Source organism: Pseudomonas sp. 22515 (assembly GCF_052044625.1).
In the GTDB taxonomy this organism is placed as follows: domain Bacteria; phylum Pseudomonadota; class Gammaproteobacteria; order Pseudomonadales; family Pseudomonadaceae; genus Aquipseudomonas; species Aquipseudomonas alloputida.
Window position 1 is genome coordinate 1 of record NZ_JBQENN010000026.1, and the last position, 21,430, is coordinate 21,430.

The following is a 21,430-nucleotide window of genomic DNA, read 5'->3' on the forward strand; positions in this document are numbered from 1 at the left end:
GGGCTTTGCCCGTGTTCGCGGGCAAGCCCGCTCCCACAGGCGCCAGCTTTTAGAAATTGAGCAAGACAGTTGCTCCCACAAAGATCGCGTGCGGTTTTCAATCAGTTGCACATTTTTCGCGCAGCTTGCTCCACCTCGGCGCACCGAAATTGTGCATGTTTCCGATGCTGGCGACTGGCCAATCCCGACAAAATCACATAACGCTCTGTTTTTCGGCGCTTTGTCCGAACTGGCAAGGTTTCTGCAAAGACCTGTACGAGCCATGCACTGAAGCAGTTCCTTGTGACCAGGCAGTGCGCACGCGGAGCCGGATGCCGACGACGCGTTACAAAGCCAACCGCTGCGCTTAGACTTGAGACGGGTTTGTTTTCCTGGGGCAAGTCCACCAAATCGGGAGAGAGTTTCATGAAGCTAGTCACAGCCATCATCAAGCCGTTCAAGCTGGACGACGTGCGCGAGTCGTTGTCGGAAATCGGCGTGCAGGGCATCACCGTCACCGAAGTCAAAGGTTTCGGTCGGCAGAAGGGCCATACCGAGCTGTATCGCGGTGCTGAATATGTGGTCGATTTCCTGCCCAAGGTGAAGATCGATGTCGCCATCGATGACAAGGACCTTGATCGGGTAATCGAAGCCATCACCAAGGCAGCCAACACCGGCAAGATTGGTGACGGCAAGATTTTCGTGGTGAATCTGGAGCAGGCAATCCGCATCCGTACCGGCGAAACCGATACCGACGCGATTTAAGCAGCAACAAAGCCTCACCAAACCCAACGCCCCAGGAGAAAACAACATGACTCTGCGTAAGATCGCAGGGCTAGGAGCCCTATTGTCCCTCGTAATGCCCGGGCTTGCCCTGGCAGAGGAAGCTGCCCCAGCGCTGAACTCCGGCGACACCGCCTGGATGCTGACCGCAACGGCGCTGGTGCTGTTCATGACCATTCCAGGCCTGGCCCTGTTCTATGGCGGCATGGTGCGTTCCAAGAACGTGCTGTCGGTGATGATGCAGTGCTTTGCAATTACCGGCCTGATGAGCATTCTCTGGGTCGTCTACGGCTACAGCATGGCCTTCGATACCGCCGGTATGGAAAAGGGCGTGCTCAACTTCAACTCTTTCGTTGGCGGCTTCTCCAAGGCCTTCCTCAGCGGCGTCACGCCCAACAGCCTGACCTCGGCCACCGCGCTGTTCCCTGAAGCGGTGTTCATCACCTTCCAGATGACGTTCGCCATCATCACCCCGGCCTTGATCGTCGGCGCCTTTGCCGAGCGCATGAAGTTCTCGGCGATGCTGGTATTCATGGGTATCTGGTTCACCCTGGTGTATGCGCCGATCGCACACATGGTGTGGAGCGGTGACGGTGCCCTGATGTGGGACTGGGGCGTACTGGACTTCGCTGGCGGCACCGTGGTGCATATCAACGCCGGTATCGCAGGCCTGGTCTGCTGCCTGGTACTGGGCAAGCGCAAGGGCTACCCGACCACGCCGATGGCCCCACACAACCTCGGCTATACCCTGATGGGCGCAGCGATGCTGTGGATCGGCTGGTTCGGTTTCAACGCAGGCTCTGCTGCTGCCGCCAACGGTACTGCCGGCATGGCCATGCTGGTGACTCAGATCGCGACCGCCGCCGCCGCCCTGGGCTGGATGTTCGCCGAGTGGGTCGGTCACGGTAAGCCAAGTGCTCTGGGCATCGCTTCGGGCGTGGTTGCTGGCCTGGTTGCCATCACCCCGGCTGCGGGCACCGTCGGGCCGATTGGTGCGCTGATTATCGGCCTGGTTTCGGGTGTGCTCTGCTACTTCTGCGCCACCACGCTCAAGCGCAAACTCGGCTATGACGATTCCCTGGATGCCTTCGGCGTGCACGGTGTTGGCGGCATCATCGGTGCCATCCTCACGGGTGTGTTCGCGGCCCCGGCGCTGGGCGGCTTCGGTACCGTCACCGACATCGGCATGCAAGTCTGGATCCAGGCCAAAGGTGTGATTTTCACCGTGGTCTACACCGCCATCGTCACCTACGTGATTCTCAAGGTGCTGGATGTGGTGATGGGCCTGCGGGTCAACGAAGAAGAAGAGTCGGTCGGCCTCGACCTGGCTCAGCACAACGAACGCGGCTACAACCTGTAACTGCGACGCGGTAAAAAATTGCCCGGCTTGCCGGGCATTTTTTTGCCAGTTTTTCAGCATTTCCCGCACGGCAAACGGTTTATTCGGCACGTTCGTGACGTAGGTAAAAAACTTACAAGCCACAGGGCGTTTATGGTGCTTTGCTTTTTCCACGGGCGCGCTAGAATGCGCGCCGAAGGGTGTTTGACGAGTAGTCCACACACTTCGCCAGCCTTTGCTAGGCTTGCCAATAGCGTGTGGCCAGCAGGGGCTAATGGATTTGTCAGGTCCTGCCAGGAGCAGGGCCTGCTGGGTGCCGCCTCCCATCAGGAGTGCCGACCCAAGGGCAGTGGCCTAACCCACGGCCAGTTGAATTTTCACTGGTGGCTGCCGGTCTACGGCTGCACTGGTCTATAACCAACCTGCTTTTCGCAAGTCATGAGGTAGAACATGAGCGACGACGATCTGGAAAATGATGACCTCGAAGTAGGCGACGAAGACGAGGGTGATGAGGTCCTTGAAGGGGCGGCTGACGACGGCGTGGAAGACGCTGGCGATGACGACAGCAGCCCGGCACCCGTTGCCAAGGGCAAATCCAAGGCAGCAGTCTCGGTAGACGAGATGCCGAGCATGGAAGCCAAGCAGAAAGAGCGTGATGCACTGGCCAAGGCGATGGAAGAATTCCTTTCTCGTGGTGGCAAGGTGCAGGAAGTCGAGGCCAACGTGGTCGCTGACCCGCCCAAGAAGCCGGACAACAAGTACGGCAGCCGCCCTATCTGAGTGGCTGATCGCAAAAAAGCCCGCCGTCGCTGCGGGCTTTTTTACGCCTGTGGGTTTTGTGTTGCCCGTGCCGGCCTCTTCGCGGGCATGCCCGCTCCCACAGGTTCACCACAGGGTTCAGGACCTGCGCGGTCCCTATGGGAGGGGGCGTGCCCGCGAATGGGCCGCAAAGCGGCCCCGTCAGCGCCAGCGTGCAAGCACGTCAGGTAGTTGCGACAGGCGCTGGATCTCGGCGTCCGGCGCCTGATCGCCAGCCCAGGCCTTGCCTTGCGGGTTGAACCACACCGCCCGCAACCCGGCGCGCTGGGCACCGGCAATGTCATCGCCAGGGTGATCGCCGATGTGCACTGCCGCACCCGCGTCCACCTCGCCGCGGCGCAACGCTTCAAGGAATGGTGCAGGGTCTGGTTTGCCGATGCCCAGGTCCTCGGCGCACAGCGCAAAGCGGAAGTAATCCGCCAGCCCTAGCCGGCTGACGTCGGCATTGCCGTTGGTGACCACGCCCAGGATGTATTGATGGCGCAAGATTTCAAGTACCGGCTGCACCTCTGGGAAGATCTCCACCTGGTGGCGGGCATGCAGGAACACTTCGAAGCCTTCGTTGGCCAGCGTCTGTGCGTGCTGCTCGCTGTAGCCGACCTCTTCCAGGGCATGAAACAGCACGCGCCTGCGCAGGGCACTGATGCGGTGCTTGAGGCCGGGCTCTGCTTGCACCAGGCGCTCGCGGATGGCGAACAGGTGTTCCACCGGCACACTGCCGAGGGTGGGTGCGTTGGCCTCGAGCCAGTCGCGCAGCACGACTTCCGCGGTAGCAATCACCGGCGCGGTGTCCCACAGGGTATCGTCGAGGTCGAAGGTGATCAGCTTGATGCTCATGAGTCTGTGCCTTTGCTGCGTTTGGCCCGAGGGTGGGCGCTGTCGTACACCGCGGCCAGGTGCTGGAAGTCCAGGTGGGTGTAGATTTGCGTCGTGCTGATGTCGGCGTGGCCGAGCATCTCCTGCACCGCGCGCAGGTCCTGGGATGATTCCAGCACATGGCTGGCGAAGGAATGGCGAAGCATGTGCGGGTGCAGGTGTTGGCCCAGCTCACGCTCACCGGCGGCCTTTACCCGCAGCCGAACTGCCTGGGGGCTGATGCGATTGCCCTGGCGGGTGATGAACACTGCACGGTCGCGTGGGTTGCCGATGCCGCGCAAGCGGTACCAGGCCTGCAACGCCTCGCGAGCCTTGCGACCCACCGGCAGTACGCGGGCTTTTCCACCCTTGCCCAGTACCTGCACCAGGCCGGCGGCGAGGTCGAGGTGATCAAGATCGAGGTTGGTCAGTTCCGATAGGCGTAGGCCTGAGGAATAGAACAGCTCGAGGATCGCCTGGTCACGCCGGGCAATGAAGTCGTCGTCGACGCCACCATCGAGCAGCTGCAGTGCGCGATCGGTATCCAGTACCTTGGGCAGCCGACGCTCACCTTTGGGTGCGCTCAGGCCGGTGGCCGGGTCGTGCTGGCACAGGCCTTCGCGGTTGAGGTAACGGTACAGGCCGCGTACTGCCGACAGCAGGCGTGCCAGGCTGCGCGGGGACTGGCCATGGTGGTGCAAGCGGGCGATCAGCTGGCGCAGTTGCTGGATTTGCAGCGCCTGCCACTCGGCAATGCCGTGTTCTTTGCAGTAGGCGATGACTTTTTCCAGGTCGCGACGGTAGCCCAGCAAGGTGTGCTCCGACACCTGGCGCTCGTTGCGCAGGTGTGCGCAATAAGCCTCCAGCTGGCGTTTCATCAGCGTACCGAGCGCAGGGTCTGGGTAACGCGTGGCACAACGCGGCCGAGCACTTCGGCGATATAGCCGAGGAAAAGGGTGCCGACGCTGCTCTTGTAGTGTTGCGGGTCGCGGCTGCCGATGGCCAGAACCCCATGCAGCCCTTGGTACTCAAGAGCTGCCACGGCGCTGGAGCCTACTTCTCGGCGCTGTTCTTCACCGAACAGGAAAGCCAGCTCGTGCTCGCGCAGGTTGCCACTGACGGTCTTGCCACCGCCCAGCAGGGCACCGATGGCTTGCTGCGCCTCGGCATTGCTGACCCAGCGCCCCACCGGCGCGACGTTGTCGCCGAACAGGATCAGGCTGACGAAGGGCACCTGGAATTCCTGGCGCAGGCTGTCTTCGACCGCCATTACCACTTCTTCCAGGCTGCCGGCATCGAGCAGGTCAAGGATCAGCCGGCGGGTCTTGTCGAACAGCCGGTCGTTGTCGCGGGCCACGTCCATCAGTTGCGACAGGCGATGGCGCATTTCGATGTTGCGGTCACGCAGCAGCTTGAGCTGGCGTTCCACCAGCGACACGCTGTCTCCTCGCTGGTGCGGGATGTGCTGTTCGATCAGCAGCTCGTCGTGCTCGGCGAAGAAGGTGGGGTGGGCGCGCAGGTAGGCGACCACCGCTTCGGCATCGAGCTCGGCGGACTGCTTGGGTACAACCTTGGGCTGATCGGTCATGGCGGTTACTCGTTTAGAGACGAACCTGTCCTTCGTAGACGCGTACGGCCGGGCCGGTCATCATCACGGGCTTGCCGGGGCCGGCCCATTCGATGTGCAGGCGACCACCGGGCAGGTCGAGGGACACCGGGGAATCCATCCAGCCCTGGCTGATCGCCGCCACGGCTGCGGCGCAGGCGCCGGTGCCGCAAGCCTGGGTTTCGCCGGCGCCGCGCTCCCACACGCGCAGGTTGGCGCGGTGGCGGTCGATGACTTGAATGAAGCCGGCATTCACCCGCTGTGGGAAGCGTGGGTGGTTTTCGATCTTCGGGCCCAGCTCATGCACAGGCGCAGTAAACACGTCGTCTACACGCAGCACGGCGTGCGGGTTACCCATGGACACGGCGGCTATCGAGTACAACTGGCCGTCAACTTCCAGTGGGTAGCTTGGCGCCTGTGCATCGGCGACAAAGGGAATTTCGGCAGGGATGAAGCGCGGCGGGCCCATGTTGACACTCACCTGGCCGTCGTTCTGCACGTCCAGCACGATGATGCCGCTCTTGGTTTCCACGCGGATGCGCTTTTTCGCGGTCAGGCGCTTGTCCAGCACAAAGCGGGCAAAGCAGCGCGCACCGTTGCCGCATTGCTCGACCTCGGAGCCGTCGGCGTTGAAGATGCGGTAGCGGAAGTCCACTTCCGGGTTGTTCGGCGCCTCGACGATCAGCAACTGGTCAAAGCCGATGCCGGTGTGACGGTCACCCCATTGCTTGGCGTGCTTGGGCTGAATGTGCGCGTGCTGGCTGACCAGGTCCAGGACCATGAAGTCGTTGCCCAGCCCATGCATCTTGGTAAAACGCAGCAGCATGGGCTTACTCCGGCAGCAGGCTTTCGCCAGCATACAGTTCGGCGACGGTCTCGCGGCGGCGTACTTCGAACGCCTGGTCGCCGTCGACCAGGATTTCAGCGCAACGGCCGCGGGTGTTGTAGTTGGAGCTCATGACAAAACCATAGGCGCCCGCGGACTCTACGGCCAGCAGGTCACCTTCGGCCAGGTTGAGTACGCGGTCCTTGCCGAGGAAGTCGCCAGTCTCGCAGATAGGGCCGACCAGGTCATAGGCACGGCCTTCGCCTGCACGTGGCTTGACCGCGCTGACACCCATCCAGGCCTGGTACAGGGCCGGGCGGATCAGGTCGTTCATCGCTGCATCGATGATCGCGAAGTCCTTGTGTTCGGTGTGCTTGAGGTATTCCACGCGGGTCAGCAGCACGCCAGCGTTGGCGACGATGTAGCGGCCAGGCTCGAACACCAGGGCCAGGTCGCGCTCGCCCACGCGTTCGCGGATGGCCTTGATGTAGTCGGCCACCCGTGGTGGCTGTTCGTCGCGGTAGCGCACGCCGACACCGCCACCCAGGTCCAGGTGGCGCAGGTGTATGCCGCACTCGGCCAGGCGGTCGACCAGCACCAGCAGGCGGTCGAGGGCGTCGAGGAATGGCTCGACGGTGGTCAGTTGCGAGCCGATGTGGCAGTCGACACCGACCACTTCCAGGTTCGGTAGCTGTGCGGCGCGTACGTAGATGGCCTCGGCATCGGCAATGGCGATGCCGAACTTGTTTTCTTTAAGGCCGGTGGAGATGTACGGGTGGGTACCGGCATCGACGTCCGGGTTGACCCGCAGCGACACCGGGGCAACCTTGCCCATTTCGGCGGCGACTACTTGCAGGCGCTCCAGCTCGTCGGTGGATTCGACGTTGAAGCAGTGCACGCCAACTTCCAGGGCACGGCGCATGTCTTCACGGGTTTTGCCAACGCCGGAGAACACCACGCGGTCGGCACGCCCGCCAGCGGCCAGTACACGCTCCAGTTCACCACCGGAGACAATGTCAAAGCCTGCGCCCAGGCGCGCCAGCACGTTCAGCACGCCAAGGTTGGAGTTGGCCTTGACCGCGAAGCACACCAGGTGCTCGGTGCCTTGCAGGGCGTCTGCGTAGCTACGGTACTGGGCCTCGATGTGGGCGCGCGAGTACACATAGGTGGGGGTGCCGTAACGTTCAGCAATGGCCGACAGGGCCACGCCTTCCGCGAACAGCTCACCGTCGCGGTAGTTGAAAGCGTTCATCTGGTTTCCTTACTGCGCTGGCGACTGCTCGGGCTCGGGCTCGGACTGCAGCTCGGGCTGCTGTTCTTGTACCGGGGCCGGCTTGGCTTTTGGCTGGTGCTGGTGCGACGTGTGCGCTTTGCCGTTATCGCCATCTTCAGGCAGATACAGCGGGCCTTTCTGGCCACAGGCCGAAACGAGGCAGGCAACAGCGACCAGCGCCGCGAAGGAGGAAATCAGGCGCTTCATGGGTGAAATCCTTAGAAAAATGCAGTATTGCGCCCGAGTATACCGAGCGACCGGCGGCTTGCCTATGCAAGGACCGGTCCGCCGGGCGGGCTATGCTTAGCCTCTGCGCAGCCCCCCGTAGGAGCGGGCTTGCCCGCGAAGAGGTCGGTGAACGCAACGGCTAAACCTTTGCATTCGGCGGCAAGCGCCCGTATCTTGCCCGGCTTGCCTGTAACGCAGCCAATTTCGAGGTTCCTGCAATGAGTTTGAGTGAAGCGCGTTTCCATGATCTGGTCGACGCGACCCAACAGGCCCTGGAAGATCTGTTCGACGAGAGCGGTCTGGACCTGGACATGGAGAACTCCGCCGGTGTCCTGACCGTCAAGTTCGAGGGCGGCGCCCAGCTGATCTTCAGCCGTCAGGAGCCATTGCGCCAGCTGTGGCTTGCCGACCGCTCCGGTGGTTTCCACTTCGATTACGACGAAGACAGCGGCAAGTGGGTGTGCGAAAAGAGCGAAGAGTTGCTGGGTGAAATGCTCGAGCGTATCGTCTGGGAGCGGGCCGGCGAGAAGCTGGACTTCGACGAAATCTGACATGAGTAGCGCCCAGGCCCGGCCGCCCAAGCCGCTTTATAGCAACGTCAGCCCTGCAGTGCCGTCACCGTGCATCAGCGTATGCCGGCTGGACGAACAGCGGGTGTGCACCGGTTGCCATCGGCATGTCGAGCACATTCGCGAATGGCGCTCGGCCGATGACGAACGGCGCCGTCAGATCTGCCGCGAGGCCCAGGTCTTGCGCGAGCAGCGCTAAGGCACACTGAGCGCAGGGGCTTGAGTATTTGCCCGGCTGTGGTAGTGTCGGGTTCTGCGTCGGTGACGCCAAAGCCTTCTCAAACCCCGCCCTTGGGCGGGGTTTTGCTTTATTTGCACATTGAAAACTGCCTGTTCAAAGGAGTCTGACTGGATCATGAGCACCAAGCCTTCCCTCATCCTCACCCGATTGGACGTACAACGTCTGGAGCGTCTGATCGACAGCCTCGACGAGAGTACGCCGGGTGTGCTCGCCCTGCAGGACGAGCTTGACCGCGCCGAGCAGGTGGTCGGTCACGAGGAAGTGCCGGCGGGCGTGGTGACCATGAACTCGCGGGTGCACTGCCGTGAGGAAGCCAGCGGCAAGGACTACCACCTGACACTGGTGTACCCCAAGGATGCCGGGCCGGAAGGCAAGGTCTCGATCCTGGCGCCGATTGGCTGCGCTTTGCTGGGGCTGTCGGTGGGCGAGCAGATCGACTGGCCGGCACCGGGGGGCAAGACCCTCAAGCTGAAGCTGCTGGAAGTGGAGTACCAGCCGGAGGCGGCGGGCGATTACGACCTGTAAGGGCCAGGGGGCCGTTTCGCGGCCCGTTTGCAGCGCAAGGCTGTTGCTACAGAGAGATGCACTCTTTTGTCGCCGCCTTGTGCTGCGAGTTCAGGCGCCCTCCGCCAAAACCTGCTCCAACCCCTCATTCAGAGCCTGCTCCAGCACCCGCTTGTAGCTCAGGTAGGCCTGCGTTGCCCCCAGCCGGTCATCCAGCAACTCGGACAAATCCAGGTCGGTGATATAGCACCGGTACTGCGCTGTGCCACGGCGCTGACCGATGATCTGCCTGGCCACCACCGCATACAGCTGCTCACCATGTTCCAGCTCGGAAAACTCCTGCTGGTCGCAGTACAGCGTCACATGCGCCACGCCCGCTACACCCGCCTGGATAATCGCCTGTACCTCATAGTAAGGCTGGTCGCTGCCCTCGGCCGGGGCCAGGCGCGGCTCGATGTTGCGTGCCTTGCCTGGGCCGGTGGGCAGCAGCTGCGCGTAGTGGATATCCAGCGAGGCGGGTCGCAGGCTATCGAGGGGCAGGCGGGCATCGCGGCGCATCACCACCGAGCGCAGAAAACGTTGCAGTGGCAACAGCAGATGCGCTTCGTCATGCAGCGGCAGGCGTTGTTGCCACAATGCGTTGTATTCATCCAGCACATACACATCGGCCCAGCCGCCCTGCAGGCGGTAGAACACCTGAATGCAGGCTGGCCGGCCTTGCTCCAGCACCAGGCGCAGGTCGTGGTCCTGCAGCGCATTGGCATCCAGGTACAGCGGGCTGTAGGTGCCTCGCTCTTCGCCCAGGTAGGCCAGTAGCGCCTCATGCTCGGCCAGGGTCGTCAGGCTGACATGCTCGGGTAACAGCTCCAGCACATGGGTGTGGTGGGCCACTTGCAGCAGGTAGCGGTGGTGGAGCCCTTGATCCCGCAGCAGCTGGGCGGTGTCGAAAATTTCCTCTACGCGCTGGCCGATCGGCTGGGCGCGGCTTTGGCAGAAGCAGCGTACTCGCACCCTTGGCCGGTGGCCGCGCTGCGCCGGGCTGTTGAGGAAGTCGCGCAGGCAGCGCACCAGCGCGTGTTCACCGTCATAGCGCTGGACCAGCACCTCGTTCCAGCTGTTGACGGTGACCTGGTCCAGGGTCAGCACCAGGTTTTCGCGCACGCCAGCGTAGCTCAACGCGTCGGTGCGCTCTGTGGTCATCAAAACGTTCAGCTCGCGGTGGTGGCGCAGCGGGTCGACGCCGACGTTGACCAGCAACAACACCTCATCGGCAACGCTGGGCTGCAAAAGGCGCACTTCGCTGACGGTCGGCAAGGGCAGGGGGACACTTTGCCGCAGACAGCCCAGCAGGTTGAACAGCTCGAATTCCCCAAGGTCGCTGGCCCCTGGATGCAGCGCCATGCGGGTGCTGCTGTCGATCACTCCGTTGCGATGGGCCCAGGTCAGCAGTTCGAGTAGCTCGCGGCAGCGTTTGATCGGGCTGAAGTGCTGCACCTCATGGGTGCTCAGGTTGCCGCTGTACAGCTCCCAGTGGTAGCTGCCCGGCTCCTTGCGGTTGGGTGCCTGGACCAGCGTCAGGGTGCCTTCGGCGAGGTCAGGGGCGATGCCGGGGTTAATCACTTCGACCTTGCCGGCGCGGCGCTCGAAGGCTGCGTACAGGCGCCGGCCCAGCACATTGAGGTCGCGCTGGTCGGCGCGGCTGCTGGCGTTCTGGGTGCGAGCGAACTGGCTGAGGAAGCGATAACTGAGGTTAAGCTCGGCCACCAGCTCACGCCGCTCGACGGCAACCTGCTGCACTTTCCATTGGCTGCGGCTGTCCAGCAGGGCCAACTGGCGCTGGTCCCAGCCCCACTCGTCGGTCAGGCGCTGCAGCAGCCGGCGTTGCCAGCCATGGCTGCGGCCTTGGTCGCTGAGCTTCTTGTTCACCTTCAGGTACAGGCTGCGCCGTACCAGCTCCAGGCGCGCGGGTTCGCCGCGTTGCAGCAGGTAACGTTCGATGCGCCGGTAGACCATCACGTAGGGGTCCAGCTCGTCGAGGTCGAGCTGGTTGGCAAATACTGCCTGCTTGTAGTCCAGGCTCAGGCAGCGCACCGCAGGGTGTTCGCCGGCGTAGGCTTCGGTCAGCAGCAGTTTGAGCAGCGATTTGTAGGGCGAGTCGATGCCTTTGAACAATTGCCACAGGCCAGCGCCGACGAACTCACCGGGCGGAATGTGCGCCAGGTTGCCGAGGTCAAGGGCTTCCTGGCTGCGGATAAAGCGCTTGGACAGCAACGTCTGGGTGTAGCTGTAGTAGTTGTGTTCCTCGTACACCGGTACCAGCCACCACAGCGGCGTACGCCCGGCCAGCCACAGGGTGGTGCGGTAGAACTCGTCCAGCAGCAGGTAGTGCTGGGTGGTGCCGCAGTCGTCGGAGCCGAGCTGGCCATCGCGCTGACCCTGGGCGAAGCCCTGTGTGTCGATCAGGAAAAAGTGTGCTTCGGCGCCCAGGCTTGCCGCCCAGGCCTCCAGCAGCTGGCACTTGCGGCGCAGCTCACCCAGCAGCTGTTCGGGCAAGCCGGGTGCATGGCACACCCACAGGTCCATGTCGCTGTGCTCGGCCTGCGCCAGCGAGCCCAGGCTGCCCATCAGGAACAGGCCGTGGATCGGGCGTGGCGGGTTGCCATGCTGGGCCTTGTAAGTGAACGAGCGGGCCAGGCGTTGGGCATCGGCCACCAACTCGGCGCTTGGCTCGTAAGCCGATACGCCCGCAGGGGTGCTGCCGGAGACGTAACCCGGCAATAGCGGGTGGTTCACGTGAAACAGCAGCGGCAGCAACGACAGTACCTGTTGCTGGCGCGTTGACAGGCCTTCCTTTGCCCGCTGCAGTCGGCCCTGGTTGAGATGCAGGAAGCGCGCACGCAATGTCGCCAGGACCTTGCGGTCGATGCCTTCGTCCAGGTCAGGGCGGATTTCGTGAGGGTGGTTCATTGCGCGCTCGGGCAGGCCATTGAAGCTGTGGCGAGTTTAGCCTGAGTGGCGGGGTCGGATAAGCGGTAATTGAAATTCTGGCGCCATTTTTCCAGCGCTGGCCTGCTCCAGCTTTCGCTGCGCTTCAGGCATGATGGGCGCATTGAGTTCATGTAGAGAGTGTCCAATGCGTGTATGGATCGATGCCGACGCCTGCCCCAAGGCGGCCAAGGATCTGATCGTCAAGTTCGCCCTCAAGCGCAAGTTCGAGGTGGTGATGGTGGCGGGGCAGGCTGTGGCCAAGCCGGCGTTCGCGATCGTGCGTCTGATCGTGGTGCCCAGCGGCATGGATGCGGCCGACGATTACATTGTGGAACACGCCGTGCCTGGCGAGCTGGTGATCTGCAGTGACGTGCCGCTGGCCGACCGTCTGGTGAAAAAGGGCGTGGCCGCACTGGACCCGCGTGGGCGTGAGTTCGACGAGCGCAACATGGGCGACCGTTTGGCGGCACGCAACCTGTTCACCGAGCTGCGTGAGCAGGGTCAGGTGGGGGGCGGGCAGGCGGCCTATGGCGAACGCGAGAAACAGGCGTTTGCCAATGCACTGGACCGGATCATTGCCCGGCTCTCGAAAGGCTGAGCACTGACACGGCTCCTGTCGGCAACAGCCCAGCGTGGCGCGGTGGATGGCACCGACTCTGCCGGTGTTCGCGGGTGAACCCGTTCCTACAGGCGATTGCGCAGGCTTTTCAGATTTGAGCAAGACAGTTGCCCCACAGGTACCGCGTGACCTTGAAGCCTGCGCTGGACCTGTGGGAGCGGGCATGCCCGCGAAGAAGCCGATGCAGTAAGTTACTCGTGCGCCAGCTCCAGCACTCGGTCCACCAGCTTGTAGATCCCGCCCGCCGCCTCGCTGATCGACTTGGCCTCCATGTACGCCGGGGTCGTCACGAGCTTGCGCTGGGTGTCTTCGACAATGTCGTGTACATCGCATTCTTCATGGGTGCCACCCATCTTTTCGACAGCCGCCGCAGTGCCGGCATCGCTCCCGATGGTGCAGACAACGCCCGGCCCATAGATCTTCGCCGCCAGCGCCGGCGAGATGCAGATCAGGCCAACGGGTTTGCAGGCGTCGGCAAAGGCTTCGGCCAAAGCCAGCACGTCTGGGTTCACGCTGCAATTGGCGCCTTCCACGGCAAAGTTGGAGAGGTTTTTTGCTGCCCCGAAACCACCCGGCACGATCAGCGCATCGAAGTCTTCGGCCTTGGCCTCACGGATATCCTTGACCTCGCCGCGGGCAATGCGCGCCGACTCCACCAGCACATTGCGCGATTCGGGCATTTCTTCGCCGGTCAGATGGTTGATTACATGCATCTGTGCGATGTTCGGCGCGAAGCACTGCACCTGCGCACCGCGCTGGTCGAGGCGCAGCAGCGTGATCACGCTTTCGTGGATTTCGGCGCCGTCATACACGCCACAGCCGGAAAGAATCACCGCTACTTTTTTTGTCATGCTCATTACTCCAGTGTCGAGGCGCTAAATGTCCTCTAGTTTGGCAGATGTCGCCATAGGGATTCCTGCGGGGGCGGCCTAATCTTGGTGGATAACGCCTGAGGTCGCGCCCATGGACCTGATACTGCTGGCCGTGCCGTTCTTTTTTGTGCTGATAGCCGTCGAGCTGGTCGCCGACCGCGTGCGCGGCCGGCACAATTTCACCCTGGCCGACTCGATCAACAGCCTGAGTACCGGCGCACTGTCGACCAGTACCGGCCTGCTGACCAAAGGCGTAGGGCTGGTCACCTATGCTCTGGTCTTCGAGCACCTGGCGCTGTTGCAATTGCCGGCGCAGGCAGGGTGGGTCTGGTTGCTGGCCTTTGTCCTGTACGACTTCTGCTACTACTGGCTGCACCGCCTGGGGCATGAGCGCAACGTACTGTGGGCTGCGCACTCGGTGCATCACCAGAGCGAGGAGTACAACCTCACCACGGCGCTGCGCCAGACCAGTAGCGGGTTCCTCTTCTCGTGGTTGTTCTACCTGCCGCTGGCGCTGCTGGGTGTGCCGCCACTGGTGTTCATCACCGTCGCCTCGCTCAACCTGCTGTATCAGTTCTGGGTGCATACCCGGCATATCCCTAAACTTGGCTGGCTGGAGTGGGTGTTGATCACGCCGTCCAATCATCGCGTCCACCATGCGCAAAACCCTGCTTACTTGGATCGCAATTACGGTGGTGTGTTCATTCTCTGGGACCGTCTGTTCGGCACGTTCAAGGAGGAGGACCCGGCCGAGCCGGTGGTGTTCGGGGTGACCACGCCGCTGGCCAGCTGGAACCCGCTATGGGCCAACCTGCAGTTCTATGCCCAGCTCTGGCACGACGCCCGGCGCACCACTAGCCTGTGGGACAAGCTGCGTATCTGGTTCATGCCTACCGGCTGGCGCCCGGCCGATGTGGCCGCACGCTACCCACAGGCCAAACAGGACTTGGCGCTGTTTCGCAAGTTCGAGATTGCCCTGGGGCGCGGGCAGCAAGCCTATGTGGCGGCGCAGTTCGTGGTTTATGTGGCCTTGGGCAGCTACCTGATGGATGTGGCCGACCGCGTGCCGGCCGCCGCGCTGGTGCTAGGCTGGTCACTGATGGCGTTTGGTTTGTTCGTGCTGGGCGCGTTGCTGGAGAACCGGCCCTGGTCTGCACGCCTGGAGCTGGCGCGGTTGTGTCTGAATGCGCCGGCATTGTACCTGGCCGGCGCCTGGGGCTTAGCGGTGGTCGCCCCGCTGGCCTGGTTTCTGCTCGTGGCTTACAGCCTGCTCAGCCTCTGGGGGCTGGGCCTGGCTCGCCGCCCTGCGCTCCGCGCGCAGAGTACGGAAGCGCCGGCGCAGCCACAGCAGGCCACCCAGCGCCACCAGGCCGCCAAGCACCCATAGCTCGTAACGTTTGACGTTGCCTAGCAAGCCTTCGAGGATGGCGCCGAAGTGGTAGGCGGCGGCGCCCAGGGCCACTGCCCAGATGCCCGCGCCAATCCCGTTCAGCAGCAGGTAGCGGCGTGGCGGGTAACCCGACAGGCCGATGGCCACCGGCATGACCGTGCGCAAACCATAGACAAAGCGGAAGCTCAGCACCCAGATATCGGGGTGGCGGCGGATATGGTCCAGCGCCCGGTCGCCCATTGCCTGCCAGCGCGGCTTGCGCGCCAGGATCCTGCGCCCGTGGCGTCGGCCCATGAAGTACCACAACTGGTCGCCCGCGTAGCTGCCGAAGAAGGCCACCAGGCACACCAGATTGATATCCATGTAACCGCGGAACGCAAGGAATCCCGCAAGCACCAGAATGGTCTCGCCTTCAAAGAAGGTGCCTAGAAAAAGGGCGAAGTAGCCGAAATCCTGCAGGAATTGTTGAAGCATTTTCTGAGGTGCTGGCGAAATGAACGCGCAGCCTACCCCTTCGCGCGCGTTCGTGAAAGTGTCCAAATGTGTCTCGACGTGAACATTTCCAGCGCAGACAATGCCAGAGGCCACTTGCCACGGCTTGCCCATGTGTGTAACACGGGCGTCATAATGGGCGCTTATCTTGCCGCTCAATAGATGATAGGGCGTTAACGTCCTCAGGAACGCCAGATGAATAATGAAGTGCTAAGCCCTGTCGCGATCAAGGATGCTCAGGAGCTTCCAGAAGAGATGCTGCAGACCCCGCCAGACCTGCCTCCGGTGGCCGAGCCTGTAGCGGAACAGGTGGTCGAACCTGTGGCTCCGGTGCCCGCGCCGTCCCCGGCCATCGCCGTCCCTGGCCTGGACGACAGCAGCCTGTACATTCATCGCGAACTCTCGCAACTGCAGTTCAATATCCGGGTGCTGGAGCAGGCACTGGACGAGAACTACCCGCTGCTGGAACGCCTCAAGTTCCTGTTGATCTTCTCCAGCAACCTCGACGAGTTCTTTGAGATTCGTGTCGCAGGCCTGAAGAAGCAGATCAACTTCGCCCGTGAACAGGCCGGCGCCGATGGCCTGCAGCCGCACCAGGCGCTGGCGCGTATCAGCGAACTGGTGCACATCGAGGTAGAGCGCCAGTACGCGATCCTCAACGACGTGCTGCTGCCAGAGCTGGAAAAGCACCAGATCCGCTTCATCCGCCGCCGCTACTGGACACCCAAGCTCAAGACCTGGGTGCGCCGCTACTTCCGCGACGAAATTGCCCCGATCATTACTCCGATTGGCCTCGACCCGACTCACCCGTTCCCGCTGCTGGTGAACAAGAGCCTCAACTTCATCGTCGAGCTCGAGGGGGTGGACGCCTTCGGTCGCGACTCGGGCCTGGCGATCATTCCGGCACCACGCCTGCTGCCGCGGGTTATTCGCGTGCCGGAAGAGGTGGGCGGCCCGGGCGCAAACTACGTGTTCCTGTCGTCGATGATCCACGCGCACGCCGACGACCTGTTCCAGGGCATGAAGGTGAAGGGCTGCTATCAGTTCCGTCTGACGCGCAACGCCGACCTGGCGCTTGACTCTGAAGAGGTCGACGACCTGGCCCGCGCGCTGCGCGGCGAGCTGTTCTCGCGCCGCTACGGTGACGCCGTGCGCCTGGAAGTGGCCGACACCTGCCCGAAACACCTGTCGGACTACCTGTTGAAGCAGTTCAGCCTCAGCGAAAGTGAGCTGTACCAGGTCAATGGCCCGGTCAACCTCACCCGCCTGTTCAGCATCACCGGCCTGGACAGCCACCCGGAGCTGCAATACACACCGTTCACCCCGGCGATCCCCAAGCTGCTGGCGAACGCTGACAACATTTTCAGTGTGATCAGCAAGCAGGATATCCTGCTGATGCACCCGTTCGAGTCCTTCACGCCAGTGGTCGACCTGCTGCGCCAGGCCGCCAAGGACCCGCACGTGCTCGCCGTGCGCCAGACCCTGTATCGCTCGGGGGCTAACTCGGAAATCGTCGACGCCCTGGTGGACGCAGCGCGTAACGGCAAGGAGGTCACTGCGGTGATCGAGTTGCGTGCGCGTTTTGACGAAGAGTCCAACCTGCAGATGGCCAGCCGCCTGCAAGCAGCCGGTGCGGTAGTCATCTACGGTGTGGTCGGCTTCAAGACCCACGCCAAGATGATGCTGATTCTGCGCCGCGAGCAGGGCGAGATCGTGCGTTATGCGCACCTGGGTACCGGTAACTACCACGCCGGCAACGCTCGCCTGTACACCGATTACAGCCTGCTGACTTCTGACGATGCGCTCACCGAAGACGTCGGCAAGCTGTTCAGCCAGCTGATCGGCATGGGCAAGACCTTGCGCATGAAGAAGCTGCTGCATGCGCCGTTCACCCTGAAAAAGGGCATGCTCGACATGATCGCGCGGGAAACCCAGTTTGCCCTTGAAGGCAAGCCGGCGCACATCATCGCCAAGTTCAACTCGCTGACCGACGCCAAAGTCATCAAGGCGCTGTACAAGGCCAGCCAGTCGGGCGTGAAAATCGACTTGGTGGTGCGTGGCATGTGCTGCCTGCGCCCGGGCATTCCGGGGGTTTCGCACAACATCCAGGTGCGCTCGATCATTGGCCGCTTCCTCGAGCACACGCGGGTGTTCTACTTCCTCAATGGCGGCGAAGAGCAGATCTACCTGTCCAGCGCCGACTGGATGGAGCGCAACCTCGACAAGCGTGTCGAGACCTGCTTCCCGGTGGAAGGCAAGAAACTGTTGCTGCGGGTGAAGAAGGAGCTGGAAGGCTACCTGACCGACAATACCCACGCCTGGACCTTGCAGCCGGACGGGCGCTACGTGCGCAGCACCCCGACCGGCAACCAGAACCCGCGCAGCGTTCAGGCGACTCTGCTGGAGCGCCTGAGCAACCCGGTCCTCAACGTACGCTGAGGACGAAGCCGACCCGGGCCAGCCACTCCGCCTCGTTGGCGAAGTCGGCCTGGGTCAGCTGGTTCTGCTCCAGCCAACCGTCAGGGAAGGCTACATCCAGGCTGTTGTCCCCACCGTGCAGTTCTACCTTTGGCATTTGCTGAGTGCCGCGGATGTGGTGGAACAGGATGGCAAAGCGCAGCAGCACGCACAGGCGCAGCAGCTTGACCCCTTCATCACCCAGTTCGGCGTAACGGTCCTTGGGGATGTTGCGGCGGTGGCCGCGTACCAGCAGGGCCATCATCTGCTGATCTTCCCGGGAAAAGCCTGCCAGGTCCGAGTGCTCGATCAGATAAGCGCCGTGCTTGTGGTAGTGATAATGGGCAATGTCCAGCCCGATTTCGTGCACTTTCGCGGCCCAGCCCAGTAGATCGCGCCAGTTTCCGTCTTTCAGGTTCCAAGCGTCGGCCACCTGGTCGAATGCGTGCAACGCCTTGCGCTCGACGCGCGCAGCCTGGCCCTGGTCCACGTGATAGCGCTCCATCAGCGAGTTCAGGGTGCGTTCGCGCACGTCTTCGTGGTGGTGGCGGCCAAGCAGATCGAACAGCACACCTTCGCGCAGGGCGCCGTCGCAGTGGTCCATGCGGTTCAGTTCAAGGGCATCGAAGATCGCTTCGAGAATCGCCAAGCCAGCCGGGAAGATAGTGCGGCGGTCTGGCTTGACGCCGTCGAAGTCGATCTTGTCGACTTCACCCAGCTTGAACAGCTTGCGTTTGACCCAGGCCAGGCCTTCGGCGTTGACCTCGCCATTGCCCAGGCCGCCGGCCTTGATGGCAGCGCCGATGGCGCGAATAGTGCCGGATGAGCCGATGGCCTCATCCCAGGTCAGGCGGTGCAGGGCATTTTCGATGCTCATCAGTTCCAGGCGCGCGGCCGTGTAGGCCTGGGCATAGCGGGCGGGGGTGATCTTGCCGTCGCGGAAGTAACGCTGGGTAAAGCTCACGCAACCCATCTGCAGGCTTTCACGCAGCAGCGGCTCGAAGCGCTGGCCGATGATGAACTCGGTACTGCCGCCGCCGATGTCGGCCACCAGGCGCTTGCCGGGGGTGTCGGCCAGGGTGTGCGACACGCCCAGGTAGATCAGGCGCGCCTCTTCACGGCCAGAGATGACCTCCACCGGGTGGCCGAGGATGTCTTCGGCGCGCTGGATGAATTCGTTACGGTTGCGCGCTTCGCGCAAGGCGTTGGTACCGACGATACGCACGGAGCCTGCCGGCATGCCGTTGATCAGCTGGGAAAAGCGCTTGAGGCAATCCAGGCCCCTTTCCATTGCCTCTTCACTGAGCATGCGCTCTTCGTCGATGCCGGCGGCCAGTTGAACCTTCTCGCCGAGCCGCTCAAGGATGCGGATTTCGGTATGGTGGGCCTTGGCCACGACCATGTGAAAACTGTTGGAGCCAAGGTCGATGGCGGCGATCAGGGACAGGTTCTTCGCGATGGTATGCGGCATGATCTGGTTGTTCTCGGTCGTTAACCTGGCAATCGTGCCACGATAGCAGGCTATCGCCAACGCGTGACACTCAGCCGTTGTACTGGCCTTGATGCAAGGCAATGTGCCATTCGATTCTATGACGGCCATATGACAGTTTCGATTCGCGGCGTCTTGCGCAACTATAGTTACACTCAATCGTCCGTGGCTTCCTGTCCGGCGTAGGTGCGGCTATCATGGGCCACGTTTTTTGCTTACGACCCTGGAGATATCCATGAGCAGCGATCTGATCAAACATGTCACCGACGCCTCCTTCGAAGCCGATGTCCTGAAGGCCGAAGGCGCGGTACTGGTCGACTACTGGGCTGAATGGTGCGGTCCATGCAAGATGATCGCTCCGGTTCTGGACGACATCGCTTCCACCTACGAGGGCAAACTGACCGTCGCCAAGCTGAACATCGACGAGAACCAGGAAACCCCGGCCAAGCACGGTGTGCGTGGTATCCCGACGCTGATGCTGTTCAAGAACGGCAACGTCGAAGCCACCAAGGTTGGTGCACTGTCCAAATCGCAGCTGGCCGCATTCCTCGACGCCCACCTGTGATGTGAAAAGGCCCCGCAAATGCGGGGCTTTTCTTTTTCAGAGCACTAGACGCAGAAAAAAGCAAGTGTTACATTCGGCCTCGCACTGCTTTTCCAGTGCCCTCTACATGCCGTCGCCGAAGCATCCCTAATTCGAATCAGTACGCGATCCTGTCGCCATCCAGCGGCGCGGCCTCATTAAGCCAGAAGCTTAATTCTCCCTTCTTACATGATTACGTCATTCCCCTTATGAACCTGACTGAACTCAAGCAAAAGCCGATTACCGATCTTTTGGAAATGGCCGAACAGATGGGCATCGAAAACATGGCCCGTTCGCGCAAACAGGACGTGATTTTCGCCCTGCTGAAGAAGCATGCGAAAAGCGGCGAAGAGATCTCGGGTGACGGCGTGCTGGAGATTCTCCAGGATGGTTTCGGTTTCCTGCGTTCGGCTGATGCGTCCTACCTGGCCGGCCCAGACGATATCTATGTCTCGCCCAGCCAGATCCGCCGTTTCAACCTGCGTACCGGCGACACCATCGTCGGCAAGATCCGCCCACCGAAGGAAGGGGAGCGTTACTTCGCCCTGCTGAAGGTCGATACCATCAACTTCGACCGCCCGGAAAACGCGAAGAACAAGATCCTGTTCGAAAACCTGACGCCGCTGTTCCCGAACAAGCGCCTGAAGATGGAGGCCGGTAACGGCTCCACCGAGGACTTGACCGGTCGCGTCATCGACCTGTGCGCCCCGATCGGCAAAGGCCAGCGCGGCCTGATCGTTGCCCCGCCGAAAGCCGGTAAGACGATCATGCTGCAGAACATTGCGGCCAACATCACCCGTAACAACCCTGAGTGCCACCTGATCGTCCTGCTGATCGACGAGCGCCCGGAAGAAGTGACCGAAATGCAGCGCACCGTGCGTGGCGAAGTGGTTGCTTCCACCTTCGACGAGCCGCCAACCCGCCACGTGCAGGTTGCCGAGATGGTGATCGAGAAGGCCAAGCGCCTGGTCGAGCACAAGAAAGATGTGGTTATCCTGCTGGACTCGATCACTCGACTGGCGCGTGCCTACAACACCGTGATCCCGAGCTCCGGCAAGGTGCTGACCGGTGGTGTCGACGCCCACGCCCTCGAGAAGCCCAAGCGCTTCTTCGGTGCTGCACGTAACATCGAGGAAGGCGGTTCGCTGACCATTATCGCCACTGCGCTGGTTGAAACCGGCTCGAAGATGGACGAAGTGATCTACGAAGAGTTCAAGGGCACCGGCAACATGGAGCTGCCGCTGGACCGCCGCATCGCCGAGAAGCGTGTGTTCCCGGCCATCAACATCAACCGTTCCGGCACCCGCCGCGAAGAGTTGCTGACCGCTGACGACGAACTGCAGCGTATGTGGATTCTGCGCAAGCTGCTGCACCCGATGGACGAAATCGCCGCCATCGAGTTCCTGGTCGACAAGCTCAAGCAGACCAAGACCAACGATGAGTTCTTCCTGTCGATGAAGCGCAAGTAAGCGAGCGTTTCAGGCTGGATTGATTGGGGCCGCCTTGCGGCCCTTNGAG

Annotated in this window: 20 protein-coding genes and 2 pseudogenes; 12 read left to right on the forward strand and 10 right to left on the reverse strand. The window is 62.2% G+C overall.

All coding sequences use genetic code 11. The features are described 5' to 3' along the window. The 4 genes from ACTJJN_RS21485 to sutA all read left to right on the forward strand — a co-directional run. Positions 1 to 271 (forward strand): hypothetical protein (locus ACTJJN_RS21485; RefSeq protein WP_440781600.1); only part of this gene is annotated, 271 nt, incomplete at its 5' end. A gap of 134 nt (positions 272 to 405) precedes the next feature. Beyond that, a complete protein-coding gene (glnK, locus tag ACTJJN_RS21490; protein WP_002555808.1) occupies positions 406 to 744 on the forward strand; it encodes a P-II family nitrogen regulator in 339 nt (112 codons plus the stop codon). Positions 745 to 790: 46 nt separating this feature from the next. Further along, a complete protein-coding gene (locus tag ACTJJN_RS21495) occupies positions 791 to 2,122 on the forward strand; it encodes an ammonium transporter (RefSeq protein ID WP_003253642.1) in 1,332 nt (443 codons plus the stop codon). A 429-nt stretch (positions 2,123 to 2,551) separates the two neighbouring features. Further along, the gene (sutA, locus tag ACTJJN_RS21500; RefSeq protein WP_003253643.1) at positions 2,552 to 2,881 is read left to right on the forward strand and encodes a transcriptional regulator SutA; all 330 of its coding nucleotides are present in this window, start codon (positions 2,552 to 2,554) and stop codon (positions 2,879 to 2,881) included. Between the two features lie 180 nt (positions 2,882 to 3,061). Here sutA and ACTJJN_RS21505 read toward each other — a convergent pair whose 3' ends face one another. Genes ACTJJN_RS21505 through lptM form a run of 6 tightly spaced genes read right to left on the reverse strand, consistent with a single transcriptional unit; the run spans position 3,062 to position 7,687 of the window. Further along, the gene (locus tag ACTJJN_RS21505) at positions 3,062 to 3,757 is read right to left on the reverse strand and encodes an HAD family hydrolase (RefSeq protein ID WP_088512605.1); all 696 of its coding nucleotides are present in this window, start codon (positions 3,755 to 3,757) and stop codon (positions 3,062 to 3,064) included. Beyond that, positions 3,754 to 4,653, reverse strand: coding sequence for a tyrosine recombinase XerC (xerC, locus tag ACTJJN_RS21510; protein WP_003253645.1), 900 nt, complete (start codon positions 4,651 to 4,653; stop codon positions 3,754 to 3,756). Before xerC ends, ACTJJN_RS21505 begins: the two co-directional genes overlap by 4 nt. Continuing rightward, positions 4,653 to 5,363, reverse strand: coding sequence for a DUF484 family protein (locus ACTJJN_RS21515; RefSeq protein WP_003253646.1), 711 nt, complete (start codon positions 5,361 to 5,363; stop codon positions 4,653 to 4,655). Before ACTJJN_RS21515 ends, xerC begins: the two co-directional genes overlap by 1 nt. 13 nt (positions 5,364 to 5,376) lie before the next feature. After that, positions 5,377 to 6,207 carry a diaminopimelate epimerase gene (dapF, locus tag ACTJJN_RS21520; RefSeq protein WP_003253647.1) on the reverse strand — a complete coding sequence of 277 codons (831 nt, stop codon included), beginning with the start codon at positions 6,205 to 6,207 and terminating at the stop codon, positions 5,377 to 5,379. Positions 6,208 to 6,211: 4 nt separating this feature from the next. Then, the gene (lysA, locus tag ACTJJN_RS21525) at positions 6,212 to 7,459 is read right to left on the reverse strand and encodes a diaminopimelate decarboxylase (RefSeq protein WP_010955746.1); all 1,248 of its coding nucleotides are present in this window, start codon (positions 7,457 to 7,459) and stop codon (positions 6,212 to 6,214) included. A 9-nt stretch (positions 7,460 to 7,468) separates the two neighbouring features. Next, the gene (lptM, locus tag ACTJJN_RS21530) at positions 7,469 to 7,687 is read right to left on the reverse strand and encodes an LPS translocon maturation chaperone LptM (RefSeq protein WP_014754810.1); all 219 of its coding nucleotides are present in this window, start codon (positions 7,685 to 7,687) and stop codon (positions 7,469 to 7,471) included. 239 nt (positions 7,688 to 7,926) lie between these two features. Between lptM and cyaY the strand changes: the two genes are divergently transcribed. From cyaY to rnk, 3 genes and pseudogenes are all read left to right on the forward strand, one after another. Next, positions 7,927 to 8,259, forward strand: a complete 333-nt coding sequence (gene cyaY, locus ACTJJN_RS21535; protein WP_004575827.1) for an iron donor protein CyaY — start codon at positions 7,927 to 7,929, stop codon at positions 8,257 to 8,259. Position 8,260: 1 nt separating this feature from the next. Beyond that, a pseudogene (locus tag ACTJJN_RS21540) lies at positions 8,261 to 8,486 on the forward strand (DUF1289 domain-containing protein). 146 nt (positions 8,487 to 8,632) lie between these two features. Next, a complete protein-coding gene (rnk, locus tag ACTJJN_RS21545) occupies positions 8,633 to 9,043 on the forward strand; it encodes a nucleoside diphosphate kinase regulator (protein WP_003253652.1) in 411 nt (136 codons plus the stop codon). A gap of 90 nt (positions 9,044 to 9,133) precedes the next feature. On the opposite strand, the gene ACTJJN_RS21550 is transcribed toward rnk, so the two are convergent. After that, the gene (locus ACTJJN_RS21550) at positions 9,134 to 11,989 is read right to left on the reverse strand and encodes a class I adenylate cyclase (RefSeq protein ID WP_070096551.1); all 2,856 of its coding nucleotides are present in this window, start codon (positions 11,987 to 11,989) and stop codon (positions 9,134 to 9,136) included. Between the two features lie 166 nt (positions 11,990 to 12,155). Between ACTJJN_RS21550 and ACTJJN_RS21555 the strand changes: the two genes are divergently transcribed. Beyond that, on the forward strand, positions 12,156 to 12,608 hold the full coding sequence (locus tag ACTJJN_RS21555; protein WP_014592810.1) for a YaiI/YqxD family protein: 453 nt from the start codon (positions 12,156 to 12,158) through the stop codon (positions 12,606 to 12,608). A 212-nt stretch (positions 12,609 to 12,820) separates the two neighbouring features. Here ACTJJN_RS21555 and elbB read toward each other — a convergent pair whose 3' ends face one another. Continuing rightward, the gene (gene elbB, locus ACTJJN_RS21560; protein ID WP_440781601.1) at positions 12,821 to 13,480 is read right to left on the reverse strand and encodes an isoprenoid biosynthesis glyoxalase ElbB; all 660 of its coding nucleotides are present in this window, start codon (positions 13,478 to 13,480) and stop codon (positions 12,821 to 12,823) included. A gap of 112 nt (positions 13,481 to 13,592) precedes the next feature. Between elbB and ACTJJN_RS21565 the strand changes: the two are divergent. Then, positions 13,593 to 14,219: pseudogene (locus ACTJJN_RS21565) on the forward strand (sterol desaturase family protein); the annotation flags it as partial. Positions 14,220 to 14,720: 501 nt separating this feature from the next. Here ACTJJN_RS21565 and ACTJJN_RS21570 read toward each other — a convergent pair. Beyond that, positions 14,721 to 15,365: a DedA family protein gene (locus ACTJJN_RS21570; RefSeq protein ID WP_017148020.1), complete on the reverse strand. Its 645-nt coding sequence runs from the start codon at positions 15,363 to 15,365 to the stop codon at positions 14,721 to 14,723. A 213-nt stretch (positions 15,366 to 15,578) separates the two neighbouring features. Between ACTJJN_RS21570 and ppk1 the strand changes: the two genes are divergently transcribed. Then, positions 15,579 to 17,822 carry a polyphosphate kinase 1 gene (gene ppk1 / locus ACTJJN_RS21575; RefSeq protein WP_014754802.1) on the forward strand — a complete coding sequence of 748 codons (2,244 nt, stop codon included), beginning with the start codon at positions 15,579 to 15,581 and terminating at the stop codon, positions 17,820 to 17,822. On the opposite strand, the gene ppx is transcribed toward ppk1, so the two are convergent. Continuing rightward, positions 17,809 to 19,311: an exopolyphosphatase gene (ppx, locus tag ACTJJN_RS21580; RefSeq protein ID WP_440781602.1), complete on the reverse strand. Its 1,503-nt coding sequence runs from the start codon at positions 19,309 to 19,311 to the stop codon at positions 17,809 to 17,811. The two genes, ppk1 and ppx, sit on opposite strands and share 14 nt — an antisense overlap. 253 nt (positions 19,312 to 19,564) lie before the next feature. On the opposite strand from ppx, the gene trxA reads away from it, so the two are divergent. Together trxA and rho are read left to right on the forward strand one after the other, a co-directional pair. Further along, on the forward strand, positions 19,565 to 19,894 hold the full coding sequence (trxA, locus tag ACTJJN_RS21585; RefSeq protein ID WP_003253660.1) for a thioredoxin TrxA: 330 nt from the start codon (positions 19,565 to 19,567) through the stop codon (positions 19,892 to 19,894). Positions 19,895 to 20,121: 227 nt separating this feature from the next. Then, positions 20,122 to 21,381 (forward strand): transcription termination factor Rho, encoded by a 1,260-nt coding sequence (rho, locus tag ACTJJN_RS21590; protein WP_003253661.1) that lies wholly within the window; start codon positions 20,122 to 20,124, stop codon positions 21,379 to 21,381. The last annotated feature ends 49 nt before the right edge of the window (positions 21,382 to 21,430 follow it).

What these genes read in the sequence shown, in the direction of transcription:
- glnK (WP_002555808.1), top strand. Translation starts at nt 406, where the DNA reads ATGAAGCTAGTCACAGCCATCATCAAGCCGTTCAAGCTGGACGACGTG.
- ACTJJN_RS21495 (WP_003253642.1), top strand. Translation starts at nt 791, where the DNA reads ATGACTCTGCGTAAGATCGCAGGGCTAGGAGCCCTATTGTCCCTCGTA.
- sutA (WP_003253643.1), top strand. Translation starts at nt 2,552, where the DNA reads ATGAGCGACGACGATCTGGAAAATGATGACCTCGAAGTAGGCGACGAA.
- ACTJJN_RS21505 (WP_088512605.1), bottom strand. Translation starts at nt 3,757, where the DNA reads ATGAGCATCAAGCTGATCACCTTCGACCTCGACGATACCCTGTGGGAC.
- xerC (WP_003253645.1), bottom strand. Translation starts at nt 4,653, where the DNA reads ATGAAACGCCAGCTGGAGGCTTATTGCGCACACCTGCGCAACGAGCGC.
- ACTJJN_RS21515 (WP_003253646.1), bottom strand. Translation starts at nt 5,363, where the DNA reads ATGACCGATCAGCCCAAGGTTGTACCCAAGCAGTCCGCCGAGCTCGAT.
- dapF (WP_003253647.1), bottom strand. Translation starts at nt 6,207, where the DNA reads ATGCTGCTGCGTTTTACCAAGATGCATGGGCTGGGCAACGACTTCATG.
- lysA (WP_010955746.1), bottom strand. Translation starts at nt 7,459, where the DNA reads ATGAACGCTTTCAACTACCGCGACGGTGAGCTGTTCGCGGAAGGCGTG.
- lptM (WP_014754810.1), bottom strand. Translation starts at nt 7,687, where the DNA reads ATGAAGCGCCTGATTTCCTCCTTCGCGGCGCTGGTCGCTGTTGCCTGC.
- cyaY (WP_004575827.1), top strand. Translation starts at nt 7,927, where the DNA reads ATGAGTTTGAGTGAAGCGCGTTTCCATGATCTGGTCGACGCGACCCAA.
- rnk (WP_003253652.1), top strand. Translation starts at nt 8,633, where the DNA reads ATGAGCACCAAGCCTTCCCTCATCCTCACCCGATTGGACGTACAACGT.
- ACTJJN_RS21550 (WP_070096551.1), bottom strand. Translation starts at nt 11,989, where the DNA reads ATGAACCACCCTCACGAAATCCGCCCTGACCTGGACGAAGGCATCGAC.
- ACTJJN_RS21555 (WP_014592810.1), top strand. Translation starts at nt 12,156, where the DNA reads ATGCGTGTATGGATCGATGCCGACGCCTGCCCCAAGGCGGCCAAGGAT.
- elbB (WP_440781601.1), bottom strand. Translation starts at nt 13,480, where the DNA reads ATGACAAAAAAAGTAGCGGTGATTCTTTCCGGCTGTGGCGTGTATGAC.
- ACTJJN_RS21570 (WP_017148020.1), bottom strand. Translation starts at nt 15,365, where the DNA reads ATGCTTCAACAATTCCTGCAGGATTTCGGCTACTTCGCCCTTTTTCTA.
- ppk1 (WP_014754802.1), top strand. Translation starts at nt 15,579, where the DNA reads ATGAATAATGAAGTGCTAAGCCCTGTCGCGATCAAGGATGCTCAGGAG.
- ppx (WP_440781602.1), bottom strand. Translation starts at nt 19,311, where the DNA reads ATGCCGCATACCATCGCGAAGAACCTGTCCCTGATCGCCGCCATCGAC.
- trxA (WP_003253660.1), top strand. Translation starts at nt 19,565, where the DNA reads ATGAGCAGCGATCTGATCAAACATGTCACCGACGCCTCCTTCGAAGCC.
- rho (WP_003253661.1), top strand. Translation starts at nt 20,122, where the DNA reads ATGAACCTGACTGAACTCAAGCAAAAGCCGATTACCGATCTTTTGGAA.